Source organism: Jatrophihabitans sp., assembly GCF_036000465.1.
Classification (GTDB): Bacteria; Actinomycetota; Actinomycetes; order Mycobacteriales; family Jatrophihabitantaceae; genus Jatrophihabitans.
Genome location: NZ_DASYFV010000044.1, coordinates 20973 through 45971 on the forward strand (window position 1 = coordinate 20973; position 24999 = coordinate 45971).

A 24999-nucleotide genomic window follows, 5' to 3' on the forward strand; every position below is an offset into this window, starting at 1 on the left:
TCCCCTCATCTTCCCCGCACACAAGATCGTGTACAGGCCGGAGTTGGCACCTGCGGCGAGCGGCCTCGCTGCGTGAAGACGCAGAAAGTAGGTTCGCGCGTGGTTGCCGGGGCTTCGTCGGGCCGGTCCCTCTGCCCCTCTGGATGAGCTGTGCTTGTTCAGTTGTCGCCCCGTGAACGGGACAACCCATGATGACACAGCGGGCCGGGGCCTCTAGCCGAGCGTGAAGTCCGAGGTGAGGACGACCACGATGGGTCCGCTGGGCAGCTCGGCGAACTTCGGCTTGATGCGCTTGATCGCCGGGAACTGTTGCTGGAGCGCCTCGGCGGCGGCCAGCGCCGAACCGTCGGCCGGGTCGTAGTAGGCGCAGGTCGAGACGATGTCGTTGGTCAGGTTGCCGGTGTCGGTGACGCTCCAACCGCCGGCCTCGAACTGCTGGGCCGCCTGCTTCGCCAGCCCGGTGGTCGTCGAGTTGTTCAGGACCACGAGCGGGGTGGCCTTCAACCCGGTGCCGGACGGGGCGGAGGTCGACGCCGAGGGCGACGTCCGGCTCGATGCCGGCGGGGAGCCGACGGACCGGCTGGTGGACCGACTGGTGGACCGCGACGACGGCGCGCTGCTGGTCTTCGCCGCAGAGGACGGGCCCGCCGCGGCCTTGCTGACGGCGCCCTTGGGATGCTGCAGGGCCACGACGGCGACGATCAGGACGACAACACCGAGAACGGCGACCAGAACCCCGGCCAGCCGTTCGCGTTGGCGCCGCCGGGCCTGCTGCCGAGCCAGGCGACCATGCTGCGTGTTCAGTGCTTCAGACCTCGATACCCAGACGACGTGCCGACCGCTGACGCTGCCGGCTTGCCCGCAATCGTCGCAGACGCTTCACCAGCATCGGATCGGCGGCCAGCGCGGCCGGGGTGTCGATCAAGGCGTTCAGCACCTGGTAGTACCGGGTCGCCGACATGTCGAAGAGCTCGCGGATGGCCTGCTCCTTGGCGCCGGCGTACTTCCACCACTGGCGCTCGAAGGCGAGGATCTCGCGGTCGCGACGGTTGAGGCCGTCGCCCGATTCACCGGCGTCGCCCTCAGGCTCCTCGGCAGCGTGCGCGGACTGCATGCTGTGCGCTCCTCCGACGTCCTCGACCAACGCGTCGGGCGCAGCCGACCTCCCCGAAGGAAGGAACGAATGACACCCGTGTGATTCCTGCCGCCATTCAACCACGGCGGAATCCTGTCAAGCGGGTGCGGCGCGCTGTGGATGGGCCGGCGCCCGCCGGCCCGCACTGCACCCCGCTGTCCACAGCCTGCCCGATGCCCCGCCACGAGCGACAGGGGAGGTCCACTCTGTGCCCCATGTCGCTGCTTCCGGACCCCGCCGACCTCCGCGCGATCGCCGATCGCATCGCCGCCCACGCCACCGGCACGCGGTCCCGCGCGCACGCGTTGGGGCGCGCGACGGCCGAGTCGCCGTGGCGCGGCACGGCCGCAGACGTGTTCGGCACCAGCGCGGCCGAGGTGATCGGCGAGCTGCGCCGGGCCGCCGCCCGCCTCGACGACGCCGCCGATGCCCTGCGCCGGCACGCGGACCGGATCGGCGAGGCGTCGGCACTCACGCTGGTCGAGCACGAGATCACGCACGGGGTGCTCAGCGGCGCCGTCGGCGGCGCGCTGTCCCTGCTCGGGCTCTGATGGGCGGCGTCACCGTCGACGGCGGCACCGGCGGCATCACGGCGCACTGCGACGACCTCCGCACGCTGGCCCGCCGGCTCGGCGAGGTCTCGGCCGACACCCTGCACTCGGCCTGGTCGCTGCACGGTTACCTGGCCCAGCCCGTGCTGCTCGAGTCGGCGCTGCTCGACCCGGTCGGCTTCGCCACCTTCGAGGCCGACCTGCTGCTCGCGCTCGACGGGCTGCACGGGCTGACCCCGATCGGCCTGCGCGCGGCCGCTCTGGATCTCGAACTGCGCGCCGCCGCCACGGCCTACGAACTCGCCGACCACCTTGCGTCCGACGCGATCCTCGGCGCGATCGAACTGCCGATCGCCACCCAGGCCGCGAGCCTGGCGCTCGCCCGCACCCGCGATCCCCTGGGGGCGGCCGAGCAGGTCGTCGCGCTCGATCCCGCGCTCGCCGACACGATCATCGACGGCCTCGGCGTGCCCGGGCTCCTGGCGTCCGGCGCCCGCTCGCTGCCCGACGGTCACGGCGTCGCCCGGCCGCTGGGCGCCGACACCGGGGCGAGCACCCCGCCGCGGCGGCTCACCGACGTCGTCGCCGACCTCGACCGGCGCAACGCCGACGGCCACCACGGCGCCGTCGACGTCCGCATCCTGACCCTCGCCGACGGTTCGCGGCGCGCGATCGTCGACATCACCGGCACGAAGTCGTGGTCGCTCGGCCCGACCAGCGACGTCACCAGCCTCACCACGAACGGGCGGGCGCTGGTCGGCCTGCGCACGGCCTACGAGCAGGGCGTGCTCGCCGCGATGCGGGCCGCAGGGGTGCGGCGCACCGACCAGGTGATGCTCGTCGGGCACAGCGAGGGCGGCATGGTCGCGGTCACCACGGCTCGCGACGCCGTCACCAGCGGCGAGTTCGACGTGACCCACGTCGTCACCGCCGGCTCACCGGTCGGCCTCACGGTCGGGCAGGTGCCGAGGCAGGTGCAGGTGCTGGCCCTCGAGAACACCCGCGACGTCGTGCCACACCTCGACGGCCGGGCCAACCCGGACCAGCGCAACGTCACGACCGCCTCGGGGGCGCGCGGCGACGGGACGGTCGGCGGCGACCACAGCGTCCACGACGCCTACCTGCCCCTGGCGGGCGACGTGCAGACGAGCCACGACCGCTCGGTGCACGACTTCCTCACCGGCGCCGACGGCTTCTTCCGGGCGGAAAGGGTGGTGACCCAGACCTACCAGGTGATCCGGACGTACTGATGCACAGCCCGATCACCCCCGGATTGTGCGGCGGCACTGAATCCGACGCCACCCTTGCCTCGGCCCCGCCGGTCCACGACGATCCTGAGCATGCTGGGACTGATGCAGGACCTCCCCCTGACCACCAACTGGATCTTCCGCCGCGCCGAGCAGTACTACGGCAAGAAGGAGATCGTCACCCGGACGGCGAAGGGCATCGAGCGGGCCACGATGTCCGACGTGCTCGACGATTCGCGCAAGATCGCGGGTTACCTCGACAGCGTCGGCATCTCGACCGACGGTCGGGTCGGGACGTTCGCGTGGAACAGCGCGCACCACCTGTCCCTGTACTTCGCCATCCCGGGTTCGGGTCGGGTCATGCACACCCTCAACATCCGCTACTTCGCCGAGCAGCTGATCTACACCGTCGACCACGCCGAGGACGAGGCCGTCTTCGTCGACCGCTCGCTGATGCCACTGTTCAGCAAGTACCTGCCCGAGCTGCACACCGTGAAGCACGTCATCGTCATGGACGACGGCGCCGACACCGAACTGCCCGACGACCCGCGCATCGTCCGGTACGAGGAGGTCGTCGGCGGCGCCGACCCGATCGACTTCCTCGACCGCGTGACGGACGAGCGCCAGGCCGCCGCGATCTGCTACACGACCGGCACCACGGGCAATCCCAAGGGCGTCATGTACTCGCACCGCTCGACGTGGCTGCACTCCAACGCCACGACGACGACGAGCGTCTTCGGCCTGCGCGACTCCGACCGGGTGCTGCCCGTCGTGCCGATGTTCCACGCCAACGCCTGGGGCCTGCCCTACGCGGCCGGGCTGGCCGGCGCCTCGATGATCATGCCCGGGCCCGACCTGTCCCCCGGTGCCGTCATGGAGCTGCTCGAGACCGAGAAGGCCACGGTCACCGCCGGCGTCCCGACCATCTGGATGGGCATGTTGCCGCTGCTCGAGGGCCGCGACCTGTCGAACCTGCGCATGGTGGTCTGCGGCGGCTCGGCCGTGCCGAAGTCGCTCAGCGAGGCCTACAAGGAGAAGATCGGCATCCCGATCACCCAGGCGTGGGGCATGACCGAGACCTCACCGCTCGGCTCGGTGGCGATCGCCCGCGGCGAGACCTTCGACCTGGACGAGGCCGCGAAGGCCGATCTGCGGGCTACGGCCGGCATCGCCCCGCCCGGCGTGGAGCTGCGCATCGTCGACTCCGAGACGCGCGAGGAGCTCCCCTGGGACAACGAGGCCTCCGGCGAGCTCGAGGCCCGCGGCCCGTGGGTCGCGAAGCAGTACTACCGCACCGACGAGCCGGGCGAGCAGTACTCGCCGGACGGCTGGCTGCGCACCGGCGACGTCGCCTGCATCTCCGAGCTCGGCTACGTCCGGCTCGTCGACCGCACGAAGGATCTGGTCAAGTCCGGCGGCGAGTGGATCAGCTCGGTCGATCTGGAGAACCAGATCATGAGCCATCCGAAGATCGCCGAGGCCGCGGTCATCGCCGTGCCCCACCCGAAATGGGCGGAACGTCCGCTCGCCTGCGTCGTCGTCAAGGAGGGCGAGGAGCTCACCCGGGAAGAAGTTCTGGAATTTCTCGCCGAACGGCTCACGAAGTGGCAGGTCCCGGACGATGTTGTCTTCATCGACGAGGTCCCCAAGACGAGCGTCGGCAAGTTCTCGAAGAAGACCCTCCGGGACAAGTTCTCCGAGTACGAGCTGCCGACTGCCTGACCCGCGAACTCCCGGCGTGTCGCAACACGAGCAACACTTGTCACACACGTAACATTGATGGTTTGATCTGTAGCGCCTCCGTCCCCCCGCGGAGGCGGGCTCGCTGCTGACCTGGTAAGCGGCCCCGATGACTCGTGGACTCCCCCGCCCACGCGCCTGACGGGAAGACGCAACATGACCCGTATCCGTTTCCGCCGACCGCGGCACGTGCTGACCCTGCTGCCCTCGTTGCTGTGTGCCGCGCTCGTCGTGGCGCTGGCGGGCGGCGTCGTGACCCCCGCGCCGGCGAGCCGCGCGGCCGCCTTCAGCGCGTGGTCCCCGATCGGCAGGGTGGAGGCGAGCTACTCGGTGCCCGGCGGTGTCCGCTTCATGGGCTGGGATCTCGACCCGAGCAACCCGAGCGTGTCGCTCCGGACCTGGTCGAGCGTCGACGGCCACGCCAACGCGGCCACGCTGGCGAACGGCATTCGCACCGACGTCGCGGCCAGGTACCCCCACGCCGGTCCGCGGCACGGCTTCTCCTGGGTCGCCCCGGTGCCCGAGGGCCAGCACACCGTGTGCCTCTGGGCCCAGAACTTCGGCGCGGGCTCGACCACGAGGCTGGCCTGCGCCTCGAAGAACTTCGACTACGGCCCGACCGGGTCGCTCGACAGCGTCACCACGCCGCCCGGCTCGCTGCACATCACGGGCTGGTCTTTCGATGTCGACGCGCCGGCCGCTCCGGTGGTCGTCGTGATCTCCGTCGATGGTTACTCCTACGTGCTGCCGGCCCAGGTGCGACGGCCCGACCTGGCCCGCCGAGTGCCGGCGAGCGCGGGCACGCAGCACGGTTTCGATGTCACCTACCAGGTCGCACAGGGCGTGCACCGCGTTTGCGTCACAGGCGTCAACGTCGGCTACGGCAGCGACAACGCCCTCGGCTGCAGGACTGTCACCCTCAACGACGACCCGATCGGCAAGGTCGAGGTCCTCGCGCAGCAGGCCGACAAGGTGCGGTTGCGCGGCTGGGCCCTCGACAACGACCAGCCGACGACCGCGGTGCGGCTGTCCCTCGTGATCGACGGCGGCACCCCGCGGGTGATCACCGCCAACCTGTCCCGATCGGATATCGCGGCGGCCCACCCCGGCGCCGGCCCGTACCACGGGTTCGACCAGCTGCTCTCGCTCCGCGAAGGCAGGCACACCATCTGCCTGACTGCGACGAACATCGGATACGGCAGCAACGTGCAGCTGGCCTGCAAGTCGGTCACGCTGAGCTTCACCCCGACCGCCGCGATCACGGGTCTCACCGCGATCCCGAACGGCGCCACCCTGTCGGGTTGGGCCACCGACCCCGACACCTCCTCGCCGATCTCGGTGCGGATCACGATCGACGGCCAGACCCGCGCCACGGTCTACGCCAACGGCGCTGGCAGCACGCAGAACGGTCACAACTTCATCAAGGCGTTCGCGATGACGTCGGGCACCCACACCCTGTGCGCGATCGGCCTGAACGTCCTCTACGGAACCTCGAACTCCACGCCGGCGTGCCGGACGATCACGCTGGCGCTGAGCCCGATCGGCCAGTTCGAGAACCTCGTCCGCGTCGGCAGCGCGACCGACCTGACCGTCACCGGGTGGGCCGTCGACCCGGACACCTCGGCTCCGCTCACCGTCACCTCGACGGTGGACGGCGCGGCCGGCCCGTCCTTCACGGCCGACACCAACCGGCCCGACATCGGCAGCACCTACCCGACGCTCGGCGCGAACCACGGCCTGGCCGTGGTGATCCCGTCCGACACCGGGGAGCACACGGTCTGCCTGACGGCGCGCAACGTCGGCGGCGGCTCGGACCTCGACCTCGGCTGCAAGACGATCAACGCCGTCAACCCGGTCGTGCCGACCGTGCCGCGCAACGTCACGGCGGCGGCCGGTTACGGCTCGGCCACGATCAGCTGGGTCGGCCCGCTGTCCGACGGCGGCGCCCCCTGGACCAAGTTCATCGTGACGGCGAGCCCGGGCGGCCGCTCGGTGGCCGTGCCGGCCACGGCCACTACGGCCACGATCACCGGGCTGACGTCCGGCGCGGCCTACACCTTCTCGGTGCAGGCCGTGAACGTCGCCGGTGCGTCGCCGGCCGGCGTCTCCCCGGCGGTGACCACCCTGACGGGCCCGCCGCCGCAGACGACGCCGGCCCCGGTGTCGACGAGCCGCTACATCCGCAACATCCGCGCGGCGACGAGCACCGAGCTCGCCACGCTGCGGGCCGAGGGCGCGGCCGACGCCACCGCCAACCCGTCGGGCCACAACTACCTGATCCTGCTCGACATCGGCGGTCAGGACCAGTACAACGGCGGCGTCGTGCTGAGCGCGACCACGCGGTTCGTCAGCTACGGCGCGCTGCAGGCGAACCTGCGGGCCTACGTCGACGGCTATCACAGCGCGCAGCGCTCCACCGCGCCGGTGATGATCGCCGTCGGCACCAACAACGACATGAACGTCAGCTACACGGCCGGCCAGCAGTGGGCCAGCCAGGTGGTGGCGCCGCTCGCGAGCTACGCCGCCCGGTACGGGGCGATGCGGGTCGCCGGCGCGAACGACATCGAGCCGGGCTTCCGCGCCACGTACCCGCAGACCCGGTCGTGGCTGTCGGGTTACCTCGCCACCACCGGGGCGCCGTTCGTCTTCAACGGCTCGGCCGACGGCTGTGCCTGGACGGTGACGAACCGCGGCTGCAACAACGGCTGGTCGATGAGCGGGCTGTACACGCTGGCCGCAGGTGCCGCGCCGACCCGCTCGCTCAACCTGCCGCAGATCTACAACTACACGATGGCCGACCAGTGGAAGTACATCTCGCTGACCGGCGTCGTGAACGGCAGCCCGCGGATCAACTTCGGCGGCCCGCTCACCGAGTGGACGGCGTGTGCCCAGAGCGGCGGCTGCGGCAGCATCAGCGGCGTCAATGCGTGGTCGCGCATGTGGAGCAACCTGCAGTCCGACGCCCGGCTCCGGGTGAGCAGCCTGCCGTACGCGACCGACCTGCGGATCGACCGATGACGCGCGCCGCCCGGGCGGCGCGGGTCGTCGGCGCGGCCGGCCTCGTCGCCGCCGTGCTGTCGAGCGCGGCCTGCTCGTCGTCCACCGCTACGTCCGGAACCGGTCGGACGATCTCGACGCCGCCGACGTCGTCGGCCGCCCCTGTCTCGGTGCCGGTCACGTCGGACACCCCGACCCCCACGCCGGTGCCGCCCACGACCACGAGCGCGGCACCGAGCACGACGGCAGCGAGTTCGACCGCGCCGGCGACGGCCGCCGCACCGCCGGTGTCACCGTCGACCTGCCGCAGCGTCGGCGTCCGCGTCATCCAGGGCGGCGCCGAGCGGGGCGCGGAGATCGCCGCCCTGCAGTTCACCAACACGGGCACGTCGTCGTGCCGGCTGGGCGGCTTCCCGACCGTCACGCTGATGCTCGGTGGGCAGGCGGTCGGCTCGCCGTCGCAGCCGAACGGCTCCACCCCGAGGACGCTCACGCTGCAGCCGGGCGACACCGTCGAGAGCCTCATGCGCGACTTCTCCACCTGCCAGGCCCCTCTGTCGGACTCGGCCCGGGTCACCGTGCCGGGCGAGACCACGACGGCCGTGCGCCCGATCCAGCTTCGCGCGTGCACGCTGCGGGTGGGCCCGCTGGGGCCGCCGGCCTGACCCACCGGGCAGGATGGGCGGACGTGACCACCGCCGCCACCCCGACCGCCGTCGCCCGCGGCTCGCACCACCGGATGCTGGTGGCCGCGCTGCTGCTCACCGGGCTGTCGATGCGCACCGCGGTGACGAGCGTCGGCGCCGCGCTCGACGACCTGCAGCGCGGCCTGCACGCCTCGGGCACGGTCGCCGGGCTGATCACCACGCTGCCCGTGGTCTGCTTCGCCGGCATCGGGGCGCTGACCCCGCGCCTCTCCCGCCACCTCGGGGCGCACCGGTTGCTCACCGGGTCGCTCGTGGTGACCACCGTCGGTCTCCTGCTCCGGCCGGAGATGGGCAACTCGGCGGGCTTCGCCGCGCTCAGCGTGCTCGCGCTGGCGGCGGGCGCGGTGAGCAACGTCCTCATGCCGACCCTGGTGAAGCTGCACTTCCCCGAGCGCATCGGCCCGATGACCGCGCTCTACACGACGGCGCTCGCCGTCGGCGTCACCGCCGGTGCCGGGCTCACCGTGCCGATCGGCGACGCGGTCGGCGGGTGGCGCGTCGGCCTCGGCTCGTGGGGCCTGCTGACCGCCGTCGCCGTGCTGCCCTGGCTGCCCACGCTGCGGCGCGATCCCGCCGAGGCGGGGGCCGCGCACGCCGTGCCGATGAGCGCGATGCTGCACAGCCGCACCGCCTGGGCCGTGATGATCTTCTTCGCCGCACAGTCGATGCAGGCCTACATCGCCTTCGGCTGGTTCGCCCGCTTCCTCGTCGGGCACGGCATCTCGCACGCGACGGCCGGGGCGATGGTGGCCGCGCTGTCGGCCGTCGGCATCCCCGTATCGCTCGTCGCCCCGCGCGTCCCGGCCGAGCGCCAGCGCGCGGTGATCACGGCGTTCTGCGGGTGCAACCTGATCGCCTACGTCGGGATGGCGCTCGCGCCCGTCGGCGGGGCGTGGGTCTGGATGGTGCTGGCCGGCATCGGCGGTGGCACCTTCCCGATCGCGCTCACGATCATCGGCCTGCGCGCGCGGGACGCCGGCACGACCGCGTCGCTGTCGGCGTTCTCGCAGTCGCTCGGCTACATCATCGCCGGCAGCGGCCCCCTGCTCTTCGGGGCGCTGTTCGGCGCCACCGGCTCGTGGGCACTGCCGCTCGCCGTGCTGTTCGGGTCGCTGGTCATCACCCAGGTCGCGGCCTGGCCGGCGACGGCGCCGCGCTTCGTCGACGACGAGATGAGGATGTCATGACCGACCCGCTCGAGCGGCGCCGCGAGGACTTCGCCGTGCTGCGGACCCTGCCGCTGCGCTGGTCGGACGACGACGTCTACGGCCACGTCAACAACGTCGTGCACTACTCGCTGTTCGACACCGCGGTCAACGGCTGGCTGCTCGAGGCGTCCGGCGTCGACATCCGCCGCCTGCCCGCGATCGGGGTCGTGGTCGAGACCTCGTGCCGCTACTTCGCCGAGCTGCGCTTCCCCGAGGTCGTGACCGCCGGCCTCGCCCTCGAACGGGTGGGGAACTCGAGCGTCGTCTACCGGCTCGCCCTGTTCGGCGCCGCGCCCACGCCGGCCGCGGTCGGACGTTTCGTGCACGTCTACGTCGACCGCGACACCCGCCGTCCCGTACCGGTGCCGCCCGAGATCCGCGCGGCCCTGGAGACGCTCAGCTCATCGTGATCGCGTCGAGGCGCTCGCGCAGGAAGTCGGCCGACACCACCGGGGGGTAGTCGTTGGCCCGGCCGATCGGCGGCCGCAGCGCGTGCACGACGGTGTCGTGGTCGGCCTCGTAGAAGTAGACGAGGCTGACGAGATCCTCGTCCGGCGCGTCGGCCTGCGGCGGCAGCACCCGGTGCCGGTTCGAGCGCCAGCGGTCGCCGCTCCACCGGGCCAGCAGGTCGCCGGTGTTGACGGTGAACGCGTCCGGATGGAACGGCGCGTCGGCCCAGCCGCCGGACTCGGTCCAGACCTGCAGCCCGCCCTTGCCCGGCTCGCGATCGAGGATCGTGACCGTGCCGAAGTCGGTGTGCGGGCCGATGCGGAACTGGTTGTCCTGCGGCGTGCCGACGACATCCATGGGCGGGTACCAGTTGATGTTCATGGTGTGCGTCGAGTGGCCGGTGTGCCGGGTGAAGAAGTCGTCGGCGAGCCCGAGGGCGACGCCGCACAGGCGCAGCAGGTCGTCGGCCAGCGAGCGCATGCGGGCGAGGTAGTCGACGACCGTCGTCTCGAGTTCGGGCACCTCGATCGGGTAGACGTTCGGCTGGAACCAGTAGGCGTCGATCGCCGCATCACCGGTCGGCCGATCGGCCCCGACCGAGTACGACTCCTTGAGGTCGGGCGGGGTCTCGGTGCCCTCGGCGTACCCGTTGGCCTCGACGCCCGGCGGCAGCCAGCCCCGGCCCGCGACCGTCACCGCGTACTGCTCCTTGACCGAAGACGGCAGGTGGAAGAACCGGCGCGCCGCCGCCCGCACGTCGTTGCGGGCCGAGCGCGGCACACCGTGCCCGGTCACCAGCAGGAAACCGACGCGTTGCAGGGCCTCGTCGACCTGCGCCGCCACCCGCGCGCGGTCGTCCTCCTCGCCGTAGAACCACGGCTCGAGATCGATGATCGGTACGGCGTCAGCCACGGTTCGTCACTCCCCGATGTCCTCGTTCCAGAGCTCCGGACGCGCCGCGATGAAGTCGGTCATCAGCTCGATGCAGCGCGGGTCCTCGAGCAGCACGATCTCGACGCCGTTCTCGGCCAGCCACTCGTGACCGCCGAAGAACGTCTTCGCCTCGCCGATCACGACCCGCGAGATGCCGAACTGGCGCACCAGCCCGCTGCAGTACCAGCACGGCGAGAGCGTGGTGACCATCGTCGTGCCCCGGTAGGTCGGCTGCCGGCCGGCGTTGCGGAAGGCCGCCGTCTCGCCGTGCATCGACGGGTCGTCGTCCTGCACCCGGCGGTTGTGGCCCCGCCCGAGCACCGTGCCGTCGGGCCCGATCAGCGCGCCGCCGATCGGGATGCCGCCCTCGGCGAGCCCGGCCTCGGCCTCGGCCACCGCGACCGCGAGCCATTCGTCGTACCGGCTCACCCGGCATCCACCGCTTCCGGGGCCGCCGACGCGGTCGGGGCCGGCGTCGGCTTGAGCACCGCCCGCAGCACGAGATACAGCAGACCGGTGAGGACGAAGCCGACCTCGAAGGTGATGTCGCCGAAGGCGGGGTGATGGGTCGGGATCGGGCCGACGTACTTCGGGTACTGGTTGGCGAACAGCCAGATCGCGATGCCGCCGCCGATCGCCATCGAGATCGGACCGGCCCAGTTCCGATGCTTCGGGTTCTCGGCCACGGCGATGATCTCGGCCGGATCGCGCCGCGACCAGCGGTCGATGAACACGACCGCGAGCCAGGGGCCGATCCAGTAGGCGATGATCAGCAGGAAGTTCTCGTAGCTCGACGGATCCTTCAGGTAGTGCGCGGCCACGGCATACCCGATCAGGCCGAGGACGACGGCGACGATCGCGCGGGCGACGTGCAGCGGCAGCTTGACGCCGAGCGCCATGAACGACAGCGATCCCGAGTAGATGTTGAGCACGTTGGCGCAGATCGCCCCGAGGAAGATCGCCAGCAAGGTGAGCTTGCCGAGCCAGGTCGGCAGCAGGTCGGTGACGATGGCCGGGCCGATCGTGGTCTTGCCCGCCTGCGCCGGCGTGAGGGTGGTGACCGCGGCCGCCCCGGCGACCTCCAGCACGACGCACGAGATGAAGACGCCGAGCCCGGAGTACAGCGCGACCTTGATCGGCTTCACCGTCGGTTCGAGGTAGCGCGTGTAGTCCGAGGCGTAGGGGTTCCAGCCGGCGGCGTAGCCGAAAGCGGCACCGGTCATGAGCAGGAAACCGCCGAGGGTGGGCGGCGGGAAGTTGACGGTGAACGGCGACACCCCGGGGTGCGACTTGCCGAGCACCCAGACGGCCGCGATCACGAAGATCACGGTCAGGACGGGGAAGGCGTACCGCTCGAACGCGTGCACCAGGTTGTGCCCGAAGTAGGCGATGCCGAGTTGCGCGAGGACGACGATGAGCAGGCACAGCTGGCTCGGCAGGCCGGTGATGAGCACGTGCAGGGCCAGCGCGCCGCTGATGCTGTTCACCGCGAACCAGCCGATGCCCGCGATGATCGCGTTGAGCCCGGCGGGCAGGATGTTACCGAGGAAGCCGAAGCCGGTGCGGCTCAGCACCATCTGGCACAGCCCGTCCTTCGGCCCCCAGGTCGACAGGATGCCCTGCGTGAGGGAGCCGGCGGCCGTGCCGATCGCGATCGCGGCCACCGTCTGCCAGAAGGTCAGGCCCCAGTAGAGGACGCCGAGGATGCCGACCCCGATGGTCGCGAACTCCATGTTCGGCGAGGTCCAGGTCCACAACATCTGCCGCGGTGAGCCGTGGCGCTCGTCGAGCGGGATGACCTCGACGCCGCCGGGCTCGACGGCGGCGATGCGGTCGCCGTAATCACGATTCGGGTCGTCGACCGGGATGAGCGGAGTCGTCGTCATGGGCGACACTCTGGCACCCGTCCGGTGACATCCGCATTACGCCACGCGTAGATCGCCCGGCCGGGCCGCCGTGCGAGGCCATCGGCGGGACGGCATGATGCGCTGATGCCCCGCTGGTACCCCCTCGCCCCCTGCACCGAGTCGTACTTCACCGCCGCGCCGCACGTGTACCGCTTCACCCACGAACTGCCGGTCCCGCCGGCCCGGGTGTGGGAGTCGCTGACCGCGCCGAACAGCGTCGCCGACTGGACCCCGCTGCTGAAATCCGTCGAGTGGACGTCCGACCTCGGCCTGGGCGCGACGCGCACCGTCGTGCTGCCCGGCGGCGCGCTGACGATGCACGAGTACTTCTTCAGGTGGGAGGAGGGCCGGCGCTTCTCCTTCCACGGCACCGAGGCGACGCGTCCCCTGCTGGGCCGGATGGCCGAGGACTACCTGGTCGAGCCGTCCGGGGACGGCACCCGCTTCACCTGGACCTTCGCGCTCGAGGGCACGCGCCGAACCCGCCTGCTGGTCAAGGCACTGAGCCCGGTCAACCGCCTCAACTTCGGGCGGATGGCCGGCGGCTGCCAGCAGTTCTTCGCGACGAGCTGAGTAGCGCTACTCAGGCCCGGCCGCCCCCGCGCAGGCAGGGTCGTCGCCATGACCAACACCACGAAGAACACCACCGCCTACGTCGCCCAGTCGATCGCCTCGTTCGGTATCGCCCTCACCGTCGTCATCGTCGGGGAGGTGAATCTCCCCGTCGCCGGCTGGACCCGCGCCTTCCTCGGGCTCGGCACCGTCTTCCTCGTCAGCTCGTGCTTCACGCTCGCCAAGTGCATCCGCGACCAGCAGGAGACCGAGAGCGTCGTCAGCCGCATCGACCAGGCCCGCATCGAACGGATGATGGCCGAGTTCGACCCCTACCGCGTTCCCACGCCCGGTGACCCGGCCGCGCCGCGGGCCTTCGGTTAGCCTTCGCCGGCTGAGCCTTCGATAGCCTCCGGCCATGTGGGTGCCGCTGCCGGTCGCCGGGGTGCGGCTGTCGCTGTGGCGGGCCGTGGCGGTCTTCCGCATCGTCACCCTCGCGCTCTGCCTGTACCTGATCGTGCGCTGGCAGCCCCTCTACCGGCACCCGTCGGCCGCCCTCGCAACCGGCGGCGCGATGCTCGCGTGGACGGCGCTGGTCGCCTGGCTCGCGCTCGCCGGCCGCGCGCACCGCATCGCCTTCGTGGCCGTCGACGCGCTGGTCACCGCCGGGCTCACCTACGTCACCATCGGCGCCCAGACCGCCGGCCAGCTGCACGGCGGCATGCCGACCCTCACCACGACCTGGGCCGCCGGCCCGGTGATCGAGGCGGCGTTCGTGGCCGGCCCTGTGGGTGGCGTGCTCGCCGGCCTGTTCCAGCTCGCGGCGGCGATGGTCGTGCGTCAGGGCTACGACGGCCGGACGCTGAACAGCGCCGTGCTGCTCCTCCTGACCGGGGTCGTCGTCGGGCTGCTGGCCCGGTCGACCGTGCGGGCCGAGGCCGATCTGCGAGCCGCCGCCGCGGCCCAGGCCGCGCTCGAGGAGCGCGAACGGCTGGCCCGCTCGATCCACGACGGTGTGCTGCAGGTGCTCGGCCTGGTGCACCGCACCGGACGCGACGCGGGCGGTGAGTGGGAGCGCCTCGCCCACGCCGCGGCCGAGCAGGAGGCCGCGCTGCGCGGGCTCATCACCTCGGCCCCGTCGGCCGGCAGCCCGGGCTCGCGCGACCTCGGCGCCGCGCTGCGCGGGTTGCGCTCCACGTCGATCACCGTCTCGACACCGGCTGATCCGGTGCTGCTCGACGCGTCGACGGTCGACGAGATCACCGCCGCGGTGCGGGCCGCCCTCGACAACGTCGCCGTCCACGCCGGGGCCGGCACGCGGGCCTGGATCCTCCTCGAGTCGCTCGACGACGCGATCGAGGTGACCGTGCGCGACGACGGCGTGGGCATGGCGAACGGCCGCCTCGACGCAGCCGCGCGCGAGGGGCGCCTCGGCGTGGCCCGCTCGGTGCGCGGACGCATCGACGATCTCGGGGGCCGCTGCACGATCACCTCGGCGCCCGGTCGCGGCACCGAGATCTCGATGACGATCCCGACGGGGGCGAGCCGATGACGACGCGGGTGCTGCTGGTCGACGACCATCCGATCTGGCGCGAGGCCCTGGAGCGCGACCTCGTCGCGGCCGGCTTCGTGGTCGTCGGCGCCGTGGGCGACGGCGAGACCGCCGTGCGTATCGCCCCCGCCGTCCGGCCTGACGTCGTGCTGATGGATCTCCGGCTGCCGGGCATGTCCGGCGTCGACGCGGCGGCCGCCCTGGTCGCGACCGATGCTTCCGTCCGGGTGCTCATGTTCTCCTCCTCGGGCGAGGACGCCGACGTGCTCGCGGCGGTGAAGGTCGGCGCCCGCGGCTATCTGGTGAAGTCGGCCGCCCGGGCCGAACTCATCGACGCCGTCACCCGGACCGCCGCCGGCGAGGCCACGTTCTCCCCCGGCCTCGCCGCGCTCGTGCTCGGCGAGTACCGCCGCATCGGGCGCGACGAGCCGTCGCCGGCCGCGGTGCTGACCGAGCGCGAGACCGAGGTGCTGCGCAACGTGTCCACCGGGCAGTCGGCCAAGCAGATCGCCGAGCGCCTCGGGGTCTCCTACCGGACGGTGCAGAACCACATCCAGAACACGCTGCAGAAGCTGCAGCTGCACAACCGGGTCGAGCTGACCCGATGGGCGATCGAGCAGGGCATCGTCGAATGACCTCGTCGGTGCTCTAACCTCCGCCTGTGACGCGATGGGGGAAGATCGGGTTCTGGCTGGTCGCGCTCGCGCCGGTGGCGGCCGTGCTGCTCGTCCCCGTGCTCGTCGTGCAGGACGGCGCGCTGCACGTCTCGTCGGCCGACGCGCTGGGCCAGCTGGCCTCCGGCCGGTTCGACGACGTGATCACCGGACGTCCGGGCGTTCCGCCGAACATCGTCGCCGAGCTGCTGCTCTGGGCCCTCATCCACCTCGTCGGAGCGACGTGGGGGCTGAAGATCCTCGTCGCCGGCATTCTGATCGGGTTCGCCTTGGCCGCCCGCTTCCTCGTTGCCTCGGCCGGCGCCGCCCCCGAGTGGGCCGTGCTGCTGCTGCCCTTCGCCTGGCACCGCCCGCTGGCGTGGGGCTTCACCGACTACTCGCTGGGGGTCGTCCTCCTGCTCGTCACGGTCGGGGTCGTGCTGCGGCGGCCCGAACGGCCACCTCTCCTCCCCCTCGCCGCGTTGCTGACGCTGAGCTGGTTGAGCCACCTCGTCCCGGCCGTCGCCACGCTGGGTGTGGCCGTGGCCGTCGTCGCCACCGCGGCGGTGGCCCGGCACCGCGACGGGCCGCCGGGGGCGTGGGGCGCAGGCCTCGGCCGGGTCGCGCTGGCCGCTGTGCCCGTCGTCGTCCTCACCGTCGTGTTCATCGCGCTGAGCCCGCCCGGGGCGTCGCACCCGCAGCCGGAGTCGTTGATCCACCGGATCGTCGCCGTCCTCGGGATGACCGAGGGCACCGTCACCACCGTGCAGGCCGAGTACGACCTGTACCGGGTGATCGCGCTGCTGCTCTACGCCACCGTCGCGGTGCTGATCGTGCGCCGGGGTCGGGCGGTGCACGCCGTCGACGGTCTGCTCGTCGCGGCCGTCCTCGGCGCGCTCGTCGCGATCGTCACGCCGGACGGCGTGGGCGGGGGCGGCTACTTCCTCGGCATGCGGCTGGCGATGCTGCCGCCGCTGCTGGTCGCGGCCTGGGTCGCCGGCGAGCTCGGCCGGTCACGAAGCGCCGACGCCGCCCCGGCAGGGGCGCTGAGCCGGCCCGCACTCGCACTGGCCGCGCTGCTCGGCGTCCTCGCGGTGGGCCTCGTCGCGTTGCGCTTCCCGGTGCAGCGCGACCTCGGCCGGCGGGTCGCCGACCTCGTGAAGGTCGCGCCCTGCCTGCCGACCCGGTCGACCGTGCTGTCGCTCAATCTCGACGACTACCACGCGAAGACGGTGGAGATGGAGCCGCTGTCCGACCCGGCCGGGTTCGTGACCGACCGCCGTGACGGCCTCGACCTCGACAACGAGGCCGGCACCGTCCCCTACTACTTCTGGCGCTACCGGCGCGATCAGGACATCGCCCGCTACGCCGTCGCCTCACCTCCCGGCGAGTCCTACGAACGGCGCATCGCGCTGGGTGACGCCGTCCGCCACGGTGTGCGGGTCGACGCCGTGCTGGTGGTCGGCCGCCCCGACGCCGACCCCACGTCGCTCGCCGATGCGCCGACGCGGGCCGAGCTGGCCGACCTCGCGGCCGGTTTCGTCCGGGTCGCGGTGTCACCCCGCCGCATCGGGGAGCTGTGGCTGCGACGCGGGCTCGCGGCGTCCTGCTGAGTTAGGCGGTCTCGGCCGCCGCCGCGCGCCCGGCCGCGCGTCCGCTGAAGATGCAGCCGCCGAGGAACGTGCCCTCCAGCGACCGGTAACCGTGCACCCCGCCGCCGCCGAACCCGGCGACCTCGCCCGCGGCGTACAGGCCGGGGATCGGCGCGCCGTCGGCGCCGAGCACGCGCGACTGCAGATCGGTGTTCAACCCGCCGAGGGTCTTGCGGGTCAGGATGTTCAGCCGCACGGCGATGAGCGGCCCGGCCTTCGGGTCGGTCAGCTTGTGCGGTGACGCGATGCGGGTGATCTTGTCGGGCAGGTAGGCGCGGGCCTGGCGCAGCGCGGCGATCTGCAGGTCCTTGGTGTAGTCGTTGTCCAGCTCGCGATCGCGGGCGTGCACCTCCCGGCGCACGGTCTCGGGGTCGAGCAGCGGCTCGTCGGTGACGGCGTTCATCCTCGTGATCAGCGCGTCGAGCGTGTCGGCCTGCACGAAGTCGACGCCGCGGTCGAGGAACGCCTGCACCGGCGGCGGCATGTCGGCCCGGGCCCGCTCGATCACCTGGCGCACCGACTTCCCGGTGAGGTCGGGGTTCTGCTCCTGGCCGGACAGCCCGAACTCCTTGCCGATGATCTTCTTGGTCAGGACGAACCAGGTGTGGTCGTGCCCCGTCCGCATGATGTGCTCGAGGGTGCCGAGCGTGTCGAAGCCGGGGAACAGCGGTACCGGCAGGCGCTTGCCGGTGGCGTCGAGCCACAACGACGACGGGCCGGGCAGGATGCGGATGCCGTGGTTCGTCCACACCGGGTCGTAGTTCTGGATGCCCTCGACGTAGTGCCACATGCGGTCGCGGTTGACGACCCGGCCACCGGCCTGCTCGGTGATGGCGATCATGCGGCCGTCGACGAAGTCGGGGACGCCGGCGATCATCTTCTCCGGCACCCGACCCATGCGGGCCGGCCAGTTGGCCCGGACGAGGTCGTGGTTGCCGCCGATGCCGCCGGAGGTGACGAGCACGGTCGGCGCGTGCAGCTCGAACTCGCCGACCTCGACGCGGGACGACGGCGCCGAGCGCGGCACGTCGGACGGTTCGAGGATCGCGCCCCGCACACCGTCGACCCGGCCGCCGGTGACGGTGAGCTCGTCGACCCGGTGCCGGAACGCGAAGGTGAGACGGCCCTCGTCCGCGGCCTGCTGGACCTTGGCCGCGAACGGGGCGACGAGACCCGGGCCGGTGCCCCAGGTGATGTGGAAGCGGGGGACGGAGTTGCCGTGCCCGATCGCGCCGTAGCCGCCGCGCTCGGCCCACCCGACGACCGGGAACCAGCGCACGCCGCGCTGGTGCAGCCACGACCGCTTCTCGCCGGCGGCGAAGTCGACGTAGGCCTCGGCCCACCGGTAGGGCCAGGTGTCTTCGTCATCAAGCCGGTCGAAACCGGCCGTGCCGAGCCAGTCCTGCCAGGCGAGCGCGTGCGAGTCCTTGATCCGCAGCCGCCGCTGCTCGGGGGAGTCGACGAAGAACAGCCCGCCGAACGACCAGAACGCCTGGCCGCCGAGGTTCTGCGCGGGCTCCTGGTCGACGAGGATCACCCGCCGACCGGCGTCGATCAGCTCGCCGGCAGCGACGAGCCCGGCCAGCCCACCACCGACCACGATCGCATCGGCATCGAGCGCCATCCCGCCACCTCCGTCACCCGCGTCTCCCCCGACCGCTCCATCGTGCCGCACCGCCGCGGGGCCCGCCCGGCCGGACAATTCCGCATCGATGCGGCGATCCGGATCAAGAACTGTCGGCGGCAACCGATAGGTTCTGCGCGCTGCGACCGGAGAGCGGTCGAGCCCACCGCCCGGAAGGGGCCTCCATGCGGCTCGTACGCATCGCCGTCGTCACCGCGCTCGCGGCATCCACCCTGGCTGTCCCCGCCGTGGCGCAGGCGTCCGCGGCACCGCCGTACGACGTCTTCACCATGAGCCGCTCCGTCACCGGGACGAACACGGGCGCGATGACGCTCGACGGGGCGACCGCCACGATGCCGACCGAACTGGGCACCCCGAGCAGCGGGATCCACTTCACCGCGACCGCGAAGACCGGCGTGCACTCCGGCACCGTGTACGACGCCGTCATCACTCCCCCGACGGGCGGCGCGATCCAGACCGGCTCGTACTCGACGACGCTCGCGGCCACGGGGTCATCGCCCGGCTTCGGCATCACCGTCGGCACCACGACGTGCAGCGCAGCCACCGGGACGCTCGACATCACCGAGCTCGACGCCACGGCGCCGGACCAGCAGATCACCGGGTTCGCCGCCGACTACACGCTCACCTGCGCCGGCAGCACTGCGGTCACGGGCGCGCTGCGCTTCGCCTCGACCCGGTCCTATTCCGCCCTCGACTCCTCGCCTGCGGGCTGGGACTTCGGCTGGCAGACGACCAACACCGACGGCACCCCGAAGACGTTCACGATCACGAACCGCGGCTCGCTCGACGTCCGGATCGACTCCGAGGCCTTCACCGGCGGCACGGCGGACTCTTTCAAGATCACCGCCGACACCTGCCTGAACACGCTGGTGGCCAACGGCGCCAGCTGCCAGGTCACCGTCACCCCGCACCCGGTGGCCGCGATCAGCTCGACCAATCCGGGCACGCTGCGGGTCCTGCACCTCACCGAGGACAGCGGCGATCCGATCGACATCCCGATCCGGGTCGAGGGCCGGCCGTATCCGACGACCTACGTGCAGCCCGGTCCGGGCCGGATCACGGTCAACTGGGGACTGCTGCCGAGCCCCATCGGTTCGAGCGTGGCCGGCTCGTACCTCTACCGCGGCACGATCGGTCAGCCGGTGGCCTACTACAAGTGGATCAGCCAGGCCAGCCGGTCCTACACCGACGTCGCGGTGAAGACCGGGCAGCCGTACTACTACCAGGTCAGGCCGAGATTCGTGGACACCACCGCCGGCGACCTCACTCCCCGCGCGGTGGCCGCGACGGCCTGGCCGGTCTACTCGGCCGGCATGTACCACCGGCTCTCGACGTCGCAGCGCGTCCTGAAGTCGCGCACCATCGTGGCCGGCCACCCGTACACGCTGCAGGTCACCGGCACGCCCGGCATCCCGGCGACCGGCGTGTCGGCCGTCGCCCTGGAGATCACGGCGGCCAACCCGACCTCGACGACCGCCGTCACCGTCTACCCGGCCGGCACGGCTCGTCCGGTCGCGCCCGACCTCACCGTCACCCAGCGCTCGGCCCGCACGAACTTCGTCCTGGCCCGCATCGGCGCCGGCGGGCGGATCGTGCTCTCGACCTCGTCGGGCTCCACCCCGGTGAGCGTCGACGTCTTCGGCTTCTACTCCGCCGCCGGGCTCTCGACCGCATACGGCCAGGGCGGCGCCATGCACACGTACCTCAACCAGGGCACGATCATGGACACCAAGGCGTTCGGGCTCAAGGCGCTACCGAAGGGCTACTACCTCGACATCCCGGTCGACTTCGACCCGAGCGACACCCCGCACGTGTCGTCGCTGCTCGTCGAGGTCACCGCGTACGGCAGCACCGGCGGCGGCACGCTGACCGCCTACCCGACGAACCACGCGGCGCCGGCCACCTCGGTCATGACCTATGCCGGCGGGCGGGTGACGACCAACGTCTCGCTCGTCGCCGCCGGCCGGTTCGTCGACAGCAGCACCGGCTACGCGTACCCGTCGGTCACCGTGCTGAACCGGGGCTCGACCGCGGTGCACCTGATCGTGACGATCCTCGGGTTCGTCGACGACAACACGTTCTCCTACGGCGAGCGGTACACGCCGGGCTCGGCCGTGCACCTGCTGTCCACGACGCTGTACACCGGCTGGAGCCGCACCGTCGCCCCGAGCACCAGTGTCGCCGGCCGGTACACGACGGCCCTCAACGCGAAGCTCCTGGTGGGCAACCCGGCGGTGACCACGGCTGAGGCGCTCTGGCCCGGCAACGTGCCGCACGTCGGCGCCCCGTCGCGGCCGCAGGTGCGGGCGAACGCCCACGAGACCACGCTCGGCTCGACCCCGGCGCCGCTCGGCAACGGCAACCTGCTCGACGTGCGGAACACGTCGGGTCGGGCGCGGCTCGACCTGTGGTCGTTCGGCCGCTTCGACTTCTACCCGCAGCCGACGTCGCCGAAGAGCTTCCTGGCCGTCGCCGCCCCGCGGCCGGGCCGTCTCGCACCGGCGGCGGCACCGGTGTCGACGCACGTTCTGCGCCTGGGCTGACCCCGCTCGGCCGACGCATCCGACAAGCCGCGCGAGTGCCGCGATCCGGACGCGAACGGCCAATCCATGGGTGTCCCGATCGGCTCACATGATTCATACTTGCGCGGTGATCGGCGACGCCTTCCCCGCCGTGCTGGCAGGCGTCCAGCGCGGCGACGAGCGCTCGTTCGATCAGCTCTACCGGGACTCGAATCCGGCCCTCGTCCGGTACCTCCGCATCCTCGATCCGCGCACGGCCGACGACGTCGCGGCCGAGACGTGGATCAGCGTCGTCCGCAGCATCAAGCGCTTCGCGGGCGACGAACCGGGCTGGCGCAGCTGGCTGTTCACCATCGCCCGGCGCCGCTCGGTCGAGGAGACCCGACGGGTGATGCGCCGCGTGCCCACCGTCGACCTGCCCGAGGGCCATCCTGACGCCGACGGCCCGCCCGTCCGCGACACCGCCGAGGACGCGCTGCAGAACCTCGACACCCGGGCCGCCCTGGCCGCGGTCGCCCAACTGCCCCGGCTGCAGGCCGAGGTCGTCGTCCTGCGCGTCGTGGCCGGCCTCGACGTCGCCCGCGTGGCCGAGGTCGTGGGCCGCAGCCCGGGGGCCGTTCGCGTCGCCGCGCACCGCGGCGTGCAGAACCTGGCCAAGATCCTGGCCGAGCGGGGCGTAACACAATGACGCGTTCCGACGATCTGTTCGGCGACATGCCGACGCTTCCCTCCACCTTCGACAAGCGTGACGACGACATCCTCGCCGCGCTGGTCTCGGGCACCCCGCTGCCGTCCGACGCCCCCGTCGAGGCGCGGCTCGTCGCCGACCTCTTCACGGCGCTCGCCGGTCCCCCCTCGGCCGGCGAGACGGCGGGGCTCGAGGCGGCCCGCCTCGCCTTCCGGGCCGAACACCCCGGCGCGTACCGTCCCGCCGGGTACGGCGCCGCGCCGCATCGGGTCGCACGTCCGGGTGCGCGCCGGCGGCCGTCCCCGTCCCGCGGTGGTGGCCGGCTGGTCGCCGCGTCGATTCTTGGCCTGCTCGGGCTCGGCGGTGTCACCGGCGCGGCCTTCGCCGGCGTCCTGCCCGACGCCCTGCAGACCGTGGCCCACCGGCTCCTCGGCGTCCCCGCGCCCGGGAGCACCGGCCACGGGGCGAACCACAGCTCCGGCCATCGCCCGTCCGGATCGACGGCGCCCGGCGGCGGGTCGACCCACACCACGGGTCCCGACGCGACGGGACCGACCGCCTACGGACTCTGCACCGCCTACGACCGGTCGCGCACCGGCACCGCCGGTCCGCGAGCGGCCTACGCGCACTCCCGCGGCTACAGTGCTCTGGTCGCAGCGGCCGGTGGCGAGGCACAGGTCGCGACCTACTGCGCCGCCGTCCTGCATCCGTCGGCCGGCGCCCCCGGGGCCACGCACCCGGCCGGCAAGCCCTCTGCCCCGGGCTCGTCGCCCGGCAATCCGGCCGGTGGTCGTCGCACCGAGACCGGCCGCCCGAGCGACGCGCCGACGCACCCCGTTCATCCGTCGCACCCGGGGTCGTCCGCCTCGTCGTCGGCGGGCCTGTCGTCCGATCCCGCGTCGTCGTCGGCGCCGGCCGCCCCCGGTAACCGGTCACACACGAAGGTTCCCCCGGGCAGCAGTCACACCCCGCAGGGCAGGACGGTCACCCGCTCCCCGCACTGATCGGCACCTGTAACGCCCGGGGCGGACCCGTCGATCTGTGTGGTGGGTGTCGACTGATCGTGGGGCGCGATCCGCCAGCCGGTCTACACACTCCGCGACGTCGTCTGGCCGGCACCAGGGCTGCCGGCCAGACGACACAGTCGTCGGATCGCGTCACACGGTCATCCGCGCAGCCGTCGCAGCACCTCGTCGCCGCCGACCGTGCGCACGAACTCCGGGTCGCCGACCACGATGAGCTGATCCCGCGCGCGGGACAGCCCCACGTAGAGCCGTTCCGTGGACCGCTCACCCACCGTCGACTCGTTGAGCACGAGCACGACGCAGCGCCGTTCCAGGCCCTTGAAGCCGAGCACGTGGCCGTAGAAGACCTGCTCGTCGTCCCAGAACGTGTCCCAGTAGCCCTCCTGGCCGAGCAGCTCCTGCCGCGACACCTGCTCGTCGTGCCGGCTGCCCGTGGTCAGCAACGCGATGTCCTCCACCCGCCAACCCTCGCCCAGCAGGGCATCGATCTGGTCGTCGGCGACCTCCACCGCGTCGACCGTCGCGCACTCGATGAACCGCACGGCGGGCCCGTCGCCACCGAAGAGCTTCATCCGGATCGGCGCCAACGACCCGAAGGCCGTCGCGATCTGCTTGGTGTTGCGCAGGTTCTGGTCGAGCATCAGCGGGACGAGCGGCACCGGCGGCTGGCCGAACCGGGCGAACACCCGCTGCCCCTCGTCGCTGTAGACGTAGATCCCGCCGGTCTCCTCGTCCTTGAGCGCGGCGAGGACGGCCGGCCACCACTCGTCGGCGAAGTCCTGCGCCTCGTCGATGACGATCGCGTCGAACCGCTTGCCGTCGGGCAGGGCGCTCGCGAGCGACACCATCTCGGCCGGCAGCCGGTGCTCCCAGTAGTCGCTGTCGTCGTCGGAGCCCGGCGCGGCGCCCCAGCTGCGTCCGAGCGCATGGAACTCGCCGACGTAGGCCGGGCGCTGACGCCGGTCGAACGTCTCGACGTGCCGGCGCAGGTAGGCCGCCAGACCGCGCGAGTAGCAGAGCAGCGCGACCCGCCGGCCCGCCCGGGACAGCCGGCGGGCCTGCTCGACCGCCATCCACGTCTTTCCGCTGCCGGCGCCGCCTCGGACCTCGACGCGAGGGAGCACCCGGGTGGCGTCGAGGATCATCGCCTGCGCCTCGGTGAGCCGCTGCGCCTCGTCCTCGCGCTCGTCGGACTCGGCGACGATGTCGCGCTGCGCCTGGCCGCGGCCGGCCAGGATCTCGAGGACGAGACCGACGTCGTCGTGATCGAGCGGACGGTTGGAGGTGTCCTGGCGGCGGAGCGCTGCACGCAGCCGCTCCACGAGGTCGGGCAGATCACCCCGGTCGTGGATCATCCAGCGCGGGCAGTCCGGCACGGCGAAGTCGTGGTCCAGCGTCGTGTACGGGACGACGACGTGATGGGTCCAGCGGAACCGCGAGTGGCCGGCCGCGCGCCAGCGGGCGTCGCGTTCGATGTAGGTGCGCAGGCCGTAGCGGCACGCGCGGGCCTGCTCGACCGGGTGGATGGTCCGGCCGGGGCCGTTGCCGGAGGCCTGCCGCCACCCGCCGTCGGCGGCCCAGACGCGACCGCCCTTCACCTCGACGACGGCGGCGCCGTAGCCGGGCAGCAGCACGATCGCGTCGGCCTCGTGGTCCTTCCTCTCGTCGGTGAACCGGAAGTTCGCGATCAGCGCGTCGGCCGGGTCGAGCCGGTCCCGCAGGCTCTCCCACACCCGCTTCTCGGCGCCGTTCGCGAAACGAGGTGATTCGGGGCGGATGAGCGGCACGCACCGATTCTGATCTTCGCCGGCGTTGCCGTCGAGCCACGAGACCTG

Annotated in this window: 22 protein-coding genes and 1 riboswitch; of the genes, 15 read left to right on the forward strand and 7 right to left on the reverse strand. The window is 72.2% G+C overall.

All coding sequences use genetic code 11. The annotated features are described in order from the left end of the window. Nucleotides 1–2 precede the first annotated feature (2 nt). Nucleotides 3–150, reverse strand: a riboswitch (SAM riboswitch). Between the two features lie 63 nt (nt 151–213). Together VGN18_RS13975 and VGN18_RS13980 are read right to left on the reverse strand one after the other, a co-directional pair. Then, a complete protein-coding gene (locus VGN18_RS13975; protein WP_327540312.1) occupies nt 214–690 on the reverse strand; it encodes a LytR C-terminal domain-containing protein in 477 nt (158 codons plus the stop codon). A 118-nt stretch (nt 691–808) separates the two neighbouring features. Further along, nucleotides 809–1114: a DUF3263 domain-containing protein gene (locus VGN18_RS13980; protein ID WP_349259921.1), complete on the reverse strand. Its 306-nt coding sequence runs from the start codon at nt 1112–1114 to the stop codon at nt 809–811. 236 nt (nt 1115–1350) lie between these two features. Between VGN18_RS13980 and VGN18_RS13985 the strand changes: the two genes are divergently transcribed. The 7 genes from VGN18_RS13985 (at nt 1351) to VGN18_RS14015 (ending at nt 9995) form a co-directional block, all read left to right on the forward strand. Continuing rightward, nucleotides 1351–1686 (forward strand): hypothetical protein, encoded by a 336-nt coding sequence (locus VGN18_RS13985; protein ID WP_327540314.1) that lies wholly within the window; start codon nt 1351–1353, stop codon nt 1684–1686. Then, nucleotides 1686–2936 (forward strand): hypothetical protein, encoded by a 1251-nt coding sequence (locus VGN18_RS13990; RefSeq protein ID WP_327540315.1) that lies wholly within the window; start codon nt 1686–1688, stop codon nt 2934–2936. The genes VGN18_RS13985 and VGN18_RS13990 overlap by 1 nt, the downstream gene beginning before the upstream one ends. Nucleotides 2937–3038: 102 nt before the next feature. Continuing rightward, a complete protein-coding gene (locus VGN18_RS13995) occupies nt 3039–4655 on the forward strand; it encodes a long-chain fatty acid--CoA ligase (RefSeq protein ID WP_327540316.1) in 1617 nt (538 codons plus the stop codon). Nucleotides 4656–4829: 174 nt separating this feature from the next. Further along, complete coding sequence (locus VGN18_RS14000) at nt 4830–7691, forward strand: fibronectin type III domain-containing protein (RefSeq protein ID WP_327540317.1); 2862 nt, start codon at nt 4830–4832, stop codon at nt 7689–7691. Then, nucleotides 7688–8335 carry a DUF4232 domain-containing protein gene (locus VGN18_RS14005; RefSeq protein WP_327540318.1) on the forward strand — a complete coding sequence of 216 codons (648 nt, stop codon included), beginning with the start codon at nt 7688–7690 and terminating at the stop codon, nt 8333–8335. Before VGN18_RS14000 ends, VGN18_RS14005 begins: the two co-directional genes overlap by 4 nt. A 23-nt stretch (nt 8336–8358) precedes the next feature. Continuing rightward, complete coding sequence (locus tag VGN18_RS14010) at nt 8359–9564, forward strand: MFS transporter (RefSeq protein WP_327540319.1); 1206 nt, start codon at nt 8359–8361, stop codon at nt 9562–9564. After that, nucleotides 9561–9995 (forward strand): thioesterase family protein, encoded by a 435-nt coding sequence (locus VGN18_RS14015; protein WP_327540320.1) that lies wholly within the window; start codon nt 9561–9563, stop codon nt 9993–9995. Before VGN18_RS14010 ends, VGN18_RS14015 begins: the two co-directional genes overlap by 4 nt. Here VGN18_RS14015 and VGN18_RS14020 read toward each other — a convergent pair. Genes VGN18_RS14020 through VGN18_RS14030 form a run of 3 tightly spaced genes read right to left on the reverse strand, consistent with a single transcriptional unit; the run spans nt 9982 to nt 12854 of the window. Continuing rightward, nucleotides 9982–10947, reverse strand: a complete 966-nt coding sequence (locus tag VGN18_RS14020) for an isopenicillin N synthase family dioxygenase (RefSeq protein WP_327540321.1) — start codon at nt 10945–10947, stop codon at nt 9982–9984. The two genes, VGN18_RS14015 and VGN18_RS14020, sit on opposite strands and share 14 nt — an antisense overlap. A gap of 6 nt (nt 10948–10953) precedes the next feature. Beyond that, on the reverse strand, nt 10954–11397 hold the full coding sequence (locus VGN18_RS14025) for a nucleoside deaminase (protein WP_327540322.1): 444 nt from the start codon (nt 11395–11397) through the stop codon (nt 10954–10956). After that, entirely contained in the window at nt 11394–12854 is a 1461-nt protein-coding gene (locus tag VGN18_RS14030) for a purine-cytosine permease family protein (protein ID WP_327540323.1), read from the reverse strand. Before VGN18_RS14030 ends, VGN18_RS14025 begins: the two co-directional genes overlap by 4 nt. Nucleotides 12855–12959: 105 nt before the next feature. Between VGN18_RS14030 and VGN18_RS14035 the strand changes: the two genes are divergently transcribed. Genes VGN18_RS14035 through VGN18_RS14055 form a run of 5 tightly spaced genes read left to right on the forward strand, consistent with a single transcriptional unit; the run spans nt 12960 to nt 17245 of the window. Continuing rightward, nucleotides 12960–13448 (forward strand): SRPBCC family protein, encoded by a 489-nt coding sequence (locus VGN18_RS14035; protein ID WP_327540324.1) that lies wholly within the window; start codon nt 12960–12962, stop codon nt 13446–13448. Between the two features lie 48 nt (nt 13449–13496). After that, on the forward strand, nt 13497–13811 hold the full coding sequence (locus VGN18_RS14040; protein WP_327540325.1) for a YiaA/YiaB family inner membrane protein: 315 nt from the start codon (nt 13497–13499) through the stop codon (nt 13809–13811). A 34-nt stretch (nt 13812–13845) separates the two neighbouring features. Then, nucleotides 13846–14979, forward strand: a complete 1134-nt coding sequence (gene macS, locus VGN18_RS14045) for a MacS family sensor histidine kinase (RefSeq protein WP_327540326.1) — start codon at nt 13846–13848, stop codon at nt 14977–14979. Next, a complete protein-coding gene (locus VGN18_RS14050) occupies nt 14976–15614 on the forward strand; it encodes a response regulator transcription factor (protein WP_327540327.1) in 639 nt (212 codons plus the stop codon). Before macS ends, VGN18_RS14050 begins: the two co-directional genes overlap by 4 nt. Nucleotides 15615–15640: 26 nt before the next feature. Next, on the forward strand, nt 15641–17245 hold the full coding sequence (locus VGN18_RS14055; protein ID WP_327540328.1) for a hypothetical protein: 1605 nt from the start codon (nt 15641–15643) through the stop codon (nt 17243–17245). Nucleotide 17246: 1 nt separating this feature from the next. Here the strand turns inward: VGN18_RS14055 and VGN18_RS14060 are convergent, their stop codons facing one another. After that, nucleotides 17247–18908: an FAD-binding dehydrogenase gene (locus VGN18_RS14060; protein WP_327540329.1), complete on the reverse strand. Its 1662-nt coding sequence runs from the start codon at nt 18906–18908 to the stop codon at nt 17247–17249. A 185-nt stretch (nt 18909–19093) separates the two neighbouring features. Here VGN18_RS14060 and VGN18_RS14065 point away from each other — a divergent pair, with 185 nt between their 5' ends. From VGN18_RS14065 to VGN18_RS14075, 3 genes are all read left to right on the forward strand, one after another. Further along, on the forward strand, nt 19094–21472 hold the full coding sequence (locus tag VGN18_RS14065; RefSeq protein ID WP_327540330.1) for a hypothetical protein: 2379 nt from the start codon (nt 19094–19096) through the stop codon (nt 21470–21472). Between the two features lie 106 nt (nt 21473–21578). Continuing rightward, on the forward strand, nt 21579–22139 hold the full coding sequence (locus VGN18_RS14070) for an RNA polymerase sigma factor (RefSeq protein WP_327540331.1): 561 nt from the start codon (nt 21579–21581) through the stop codon (nt 22137–22139). Continuing rightward, on the forward strand, nt 22136–23143 hold the full coding sequence (locus VGN18_RS14075) for a hypothetical protein (protein ID WP_327540332.1): 1008 nt from the start codon (nt 22136–22138) through the stop codon (nt 23141–23143). Before VGN18_RS14070 ends, VGN18_RS14075 begins: the two co-directional genes overlap by 4 nt. Before the next feature lie 161 nt (nt 23144–23304). Here the strand turns inward: VGN18_RS14075 and VGN18_RS14080 are convergent, their stop codons facing one another. Continuing rightward, nucleotides 23305–24951, reverse strand: a complete 1647-nt coding sequence (locus VGN18_RS14080; RefSeq protein ID WP_327540333.1) for a nuclease-related domain-containing DEAD/DEAH box helicase — start codon at nt 24949–24951, stop codon at nt 23305–23307. Nucleotides 24952–24999: the final 48 nt, after the last annotated feature.

What these genes read in the sequence shown, in the direction of transcription:
- VGN18_RS14030 (WP_327540323.1), bottom strand. Translation starts at nt 12,854, where the DNA reads ATGACGACGACTCCGCTCATCCCGGTCGACGACCCGAATCGTGATTAC.
- VGN18_RS13980 (WP_349259921.1), bottom strand. Translation starts at nt 1,114, where the DNA reads ATGCAGTCCGCGCACGCTGCCGAGGAGCCTGAGGGCGACGCCGGTGAA.
- VGN18_RS14000 (WP_327540317.1), top strand. Translation starts at nt 4,830, where the DNA reads ATGACCCGTATCCGTTTCCGCCGACCGCGGCACGTGCTGACCCTGCTG.
- VGN18_RS14005 (WP_327540318.1), top strand. Translation starts at nt 7,688, where the DNA reads ATGACGCGCGCCGCCCGGGCGGCGCGGGTCGTCGGCGCGGCCGGCCTC.
- VGN18_RS14060 (WP_327540329.1), bottom strand. Translation starts at nt 18,908, where the DNA reads ATGGCGCTCGATGCCGATGCGATCGTGGTCGGTGGTGGGCTGGCCGGG.
- VGN18_RS14075 (WP_327540332.1), top strand. Translation starts at nt 22,136, where the DNA reads ATGACGCGTTCCGACGATCTGTTCGGCGACATGCCGACGCTTCCCTCC.
- VGN18_RS13990 (WP_327540315.1), top strand. Translation starts at nt 1,686, where the DNA reads ATGGGCGGCGTCACCGTCGACGGCGGCACCGGCGGCATCACGGCGCAC.
- VGN18_RS13985 (WP_327540314.1), top strand. Translation starts at nt 1,351, where the DNA reads ATGTCGCTGCTTCCGGACCCCGCCGACCTCCGCGCGATCGCCGATCGC.
- VGN18_RS14015 (WP_327540320.1), top strand. Translation starts at nt 9,561, where the DNA reads ATGACCGACCCGCTCGAGCGGCGCCGCGAGGACTTCGCCGTGCTGCGG.
- VGN18_RS13995 (WP_327540316.1), top strand. Translation starts at nt 3,039, where the DNA reads ATGCAGGACCTCCCCCTGACCACCAACTGGATCTTCCGCCGCGCCGAG.
- VGN18_RS14035 (WP_327540324.1), top strand. Translation starts at nt 12,960, where the DNA reads ATGCCCCGCTGGTACCCCCTCGCCCCCTGCACCGAGTCGTACTTCACC.
- VGN18_RS14065 (WP_327540330.1), top strand. Translation starts at nt 19,094, where the DNA reads ATGCGGCTCGTACGCATCGCCGTCGTCACCGCGCTCGCGGCATCCACC.
- macS (WP_327540326.1), top strand. Translation starts at nt 13,846, where the DNA reads ATGTGGGTGCCGCTGCCGGTCGCCGGGGTGCGGCTGTCGCTGTGGCGG.
- VGN18_RS14050 (WP_327540327.1), top strand. Translation starts at nt 14,976, where the DNA reads ATGACGACGCGGGTGCTGCTGGTCGACGACCATCCGATCTGGCGCGAG.
- VGN18_RS14040 (WP_327540325.1), top strand. Translation starts at nt 13,497, where the DNA reads ATGACCAACACCACGAAGAACACCACCGCCTACGTCGCCCAGTCGATC.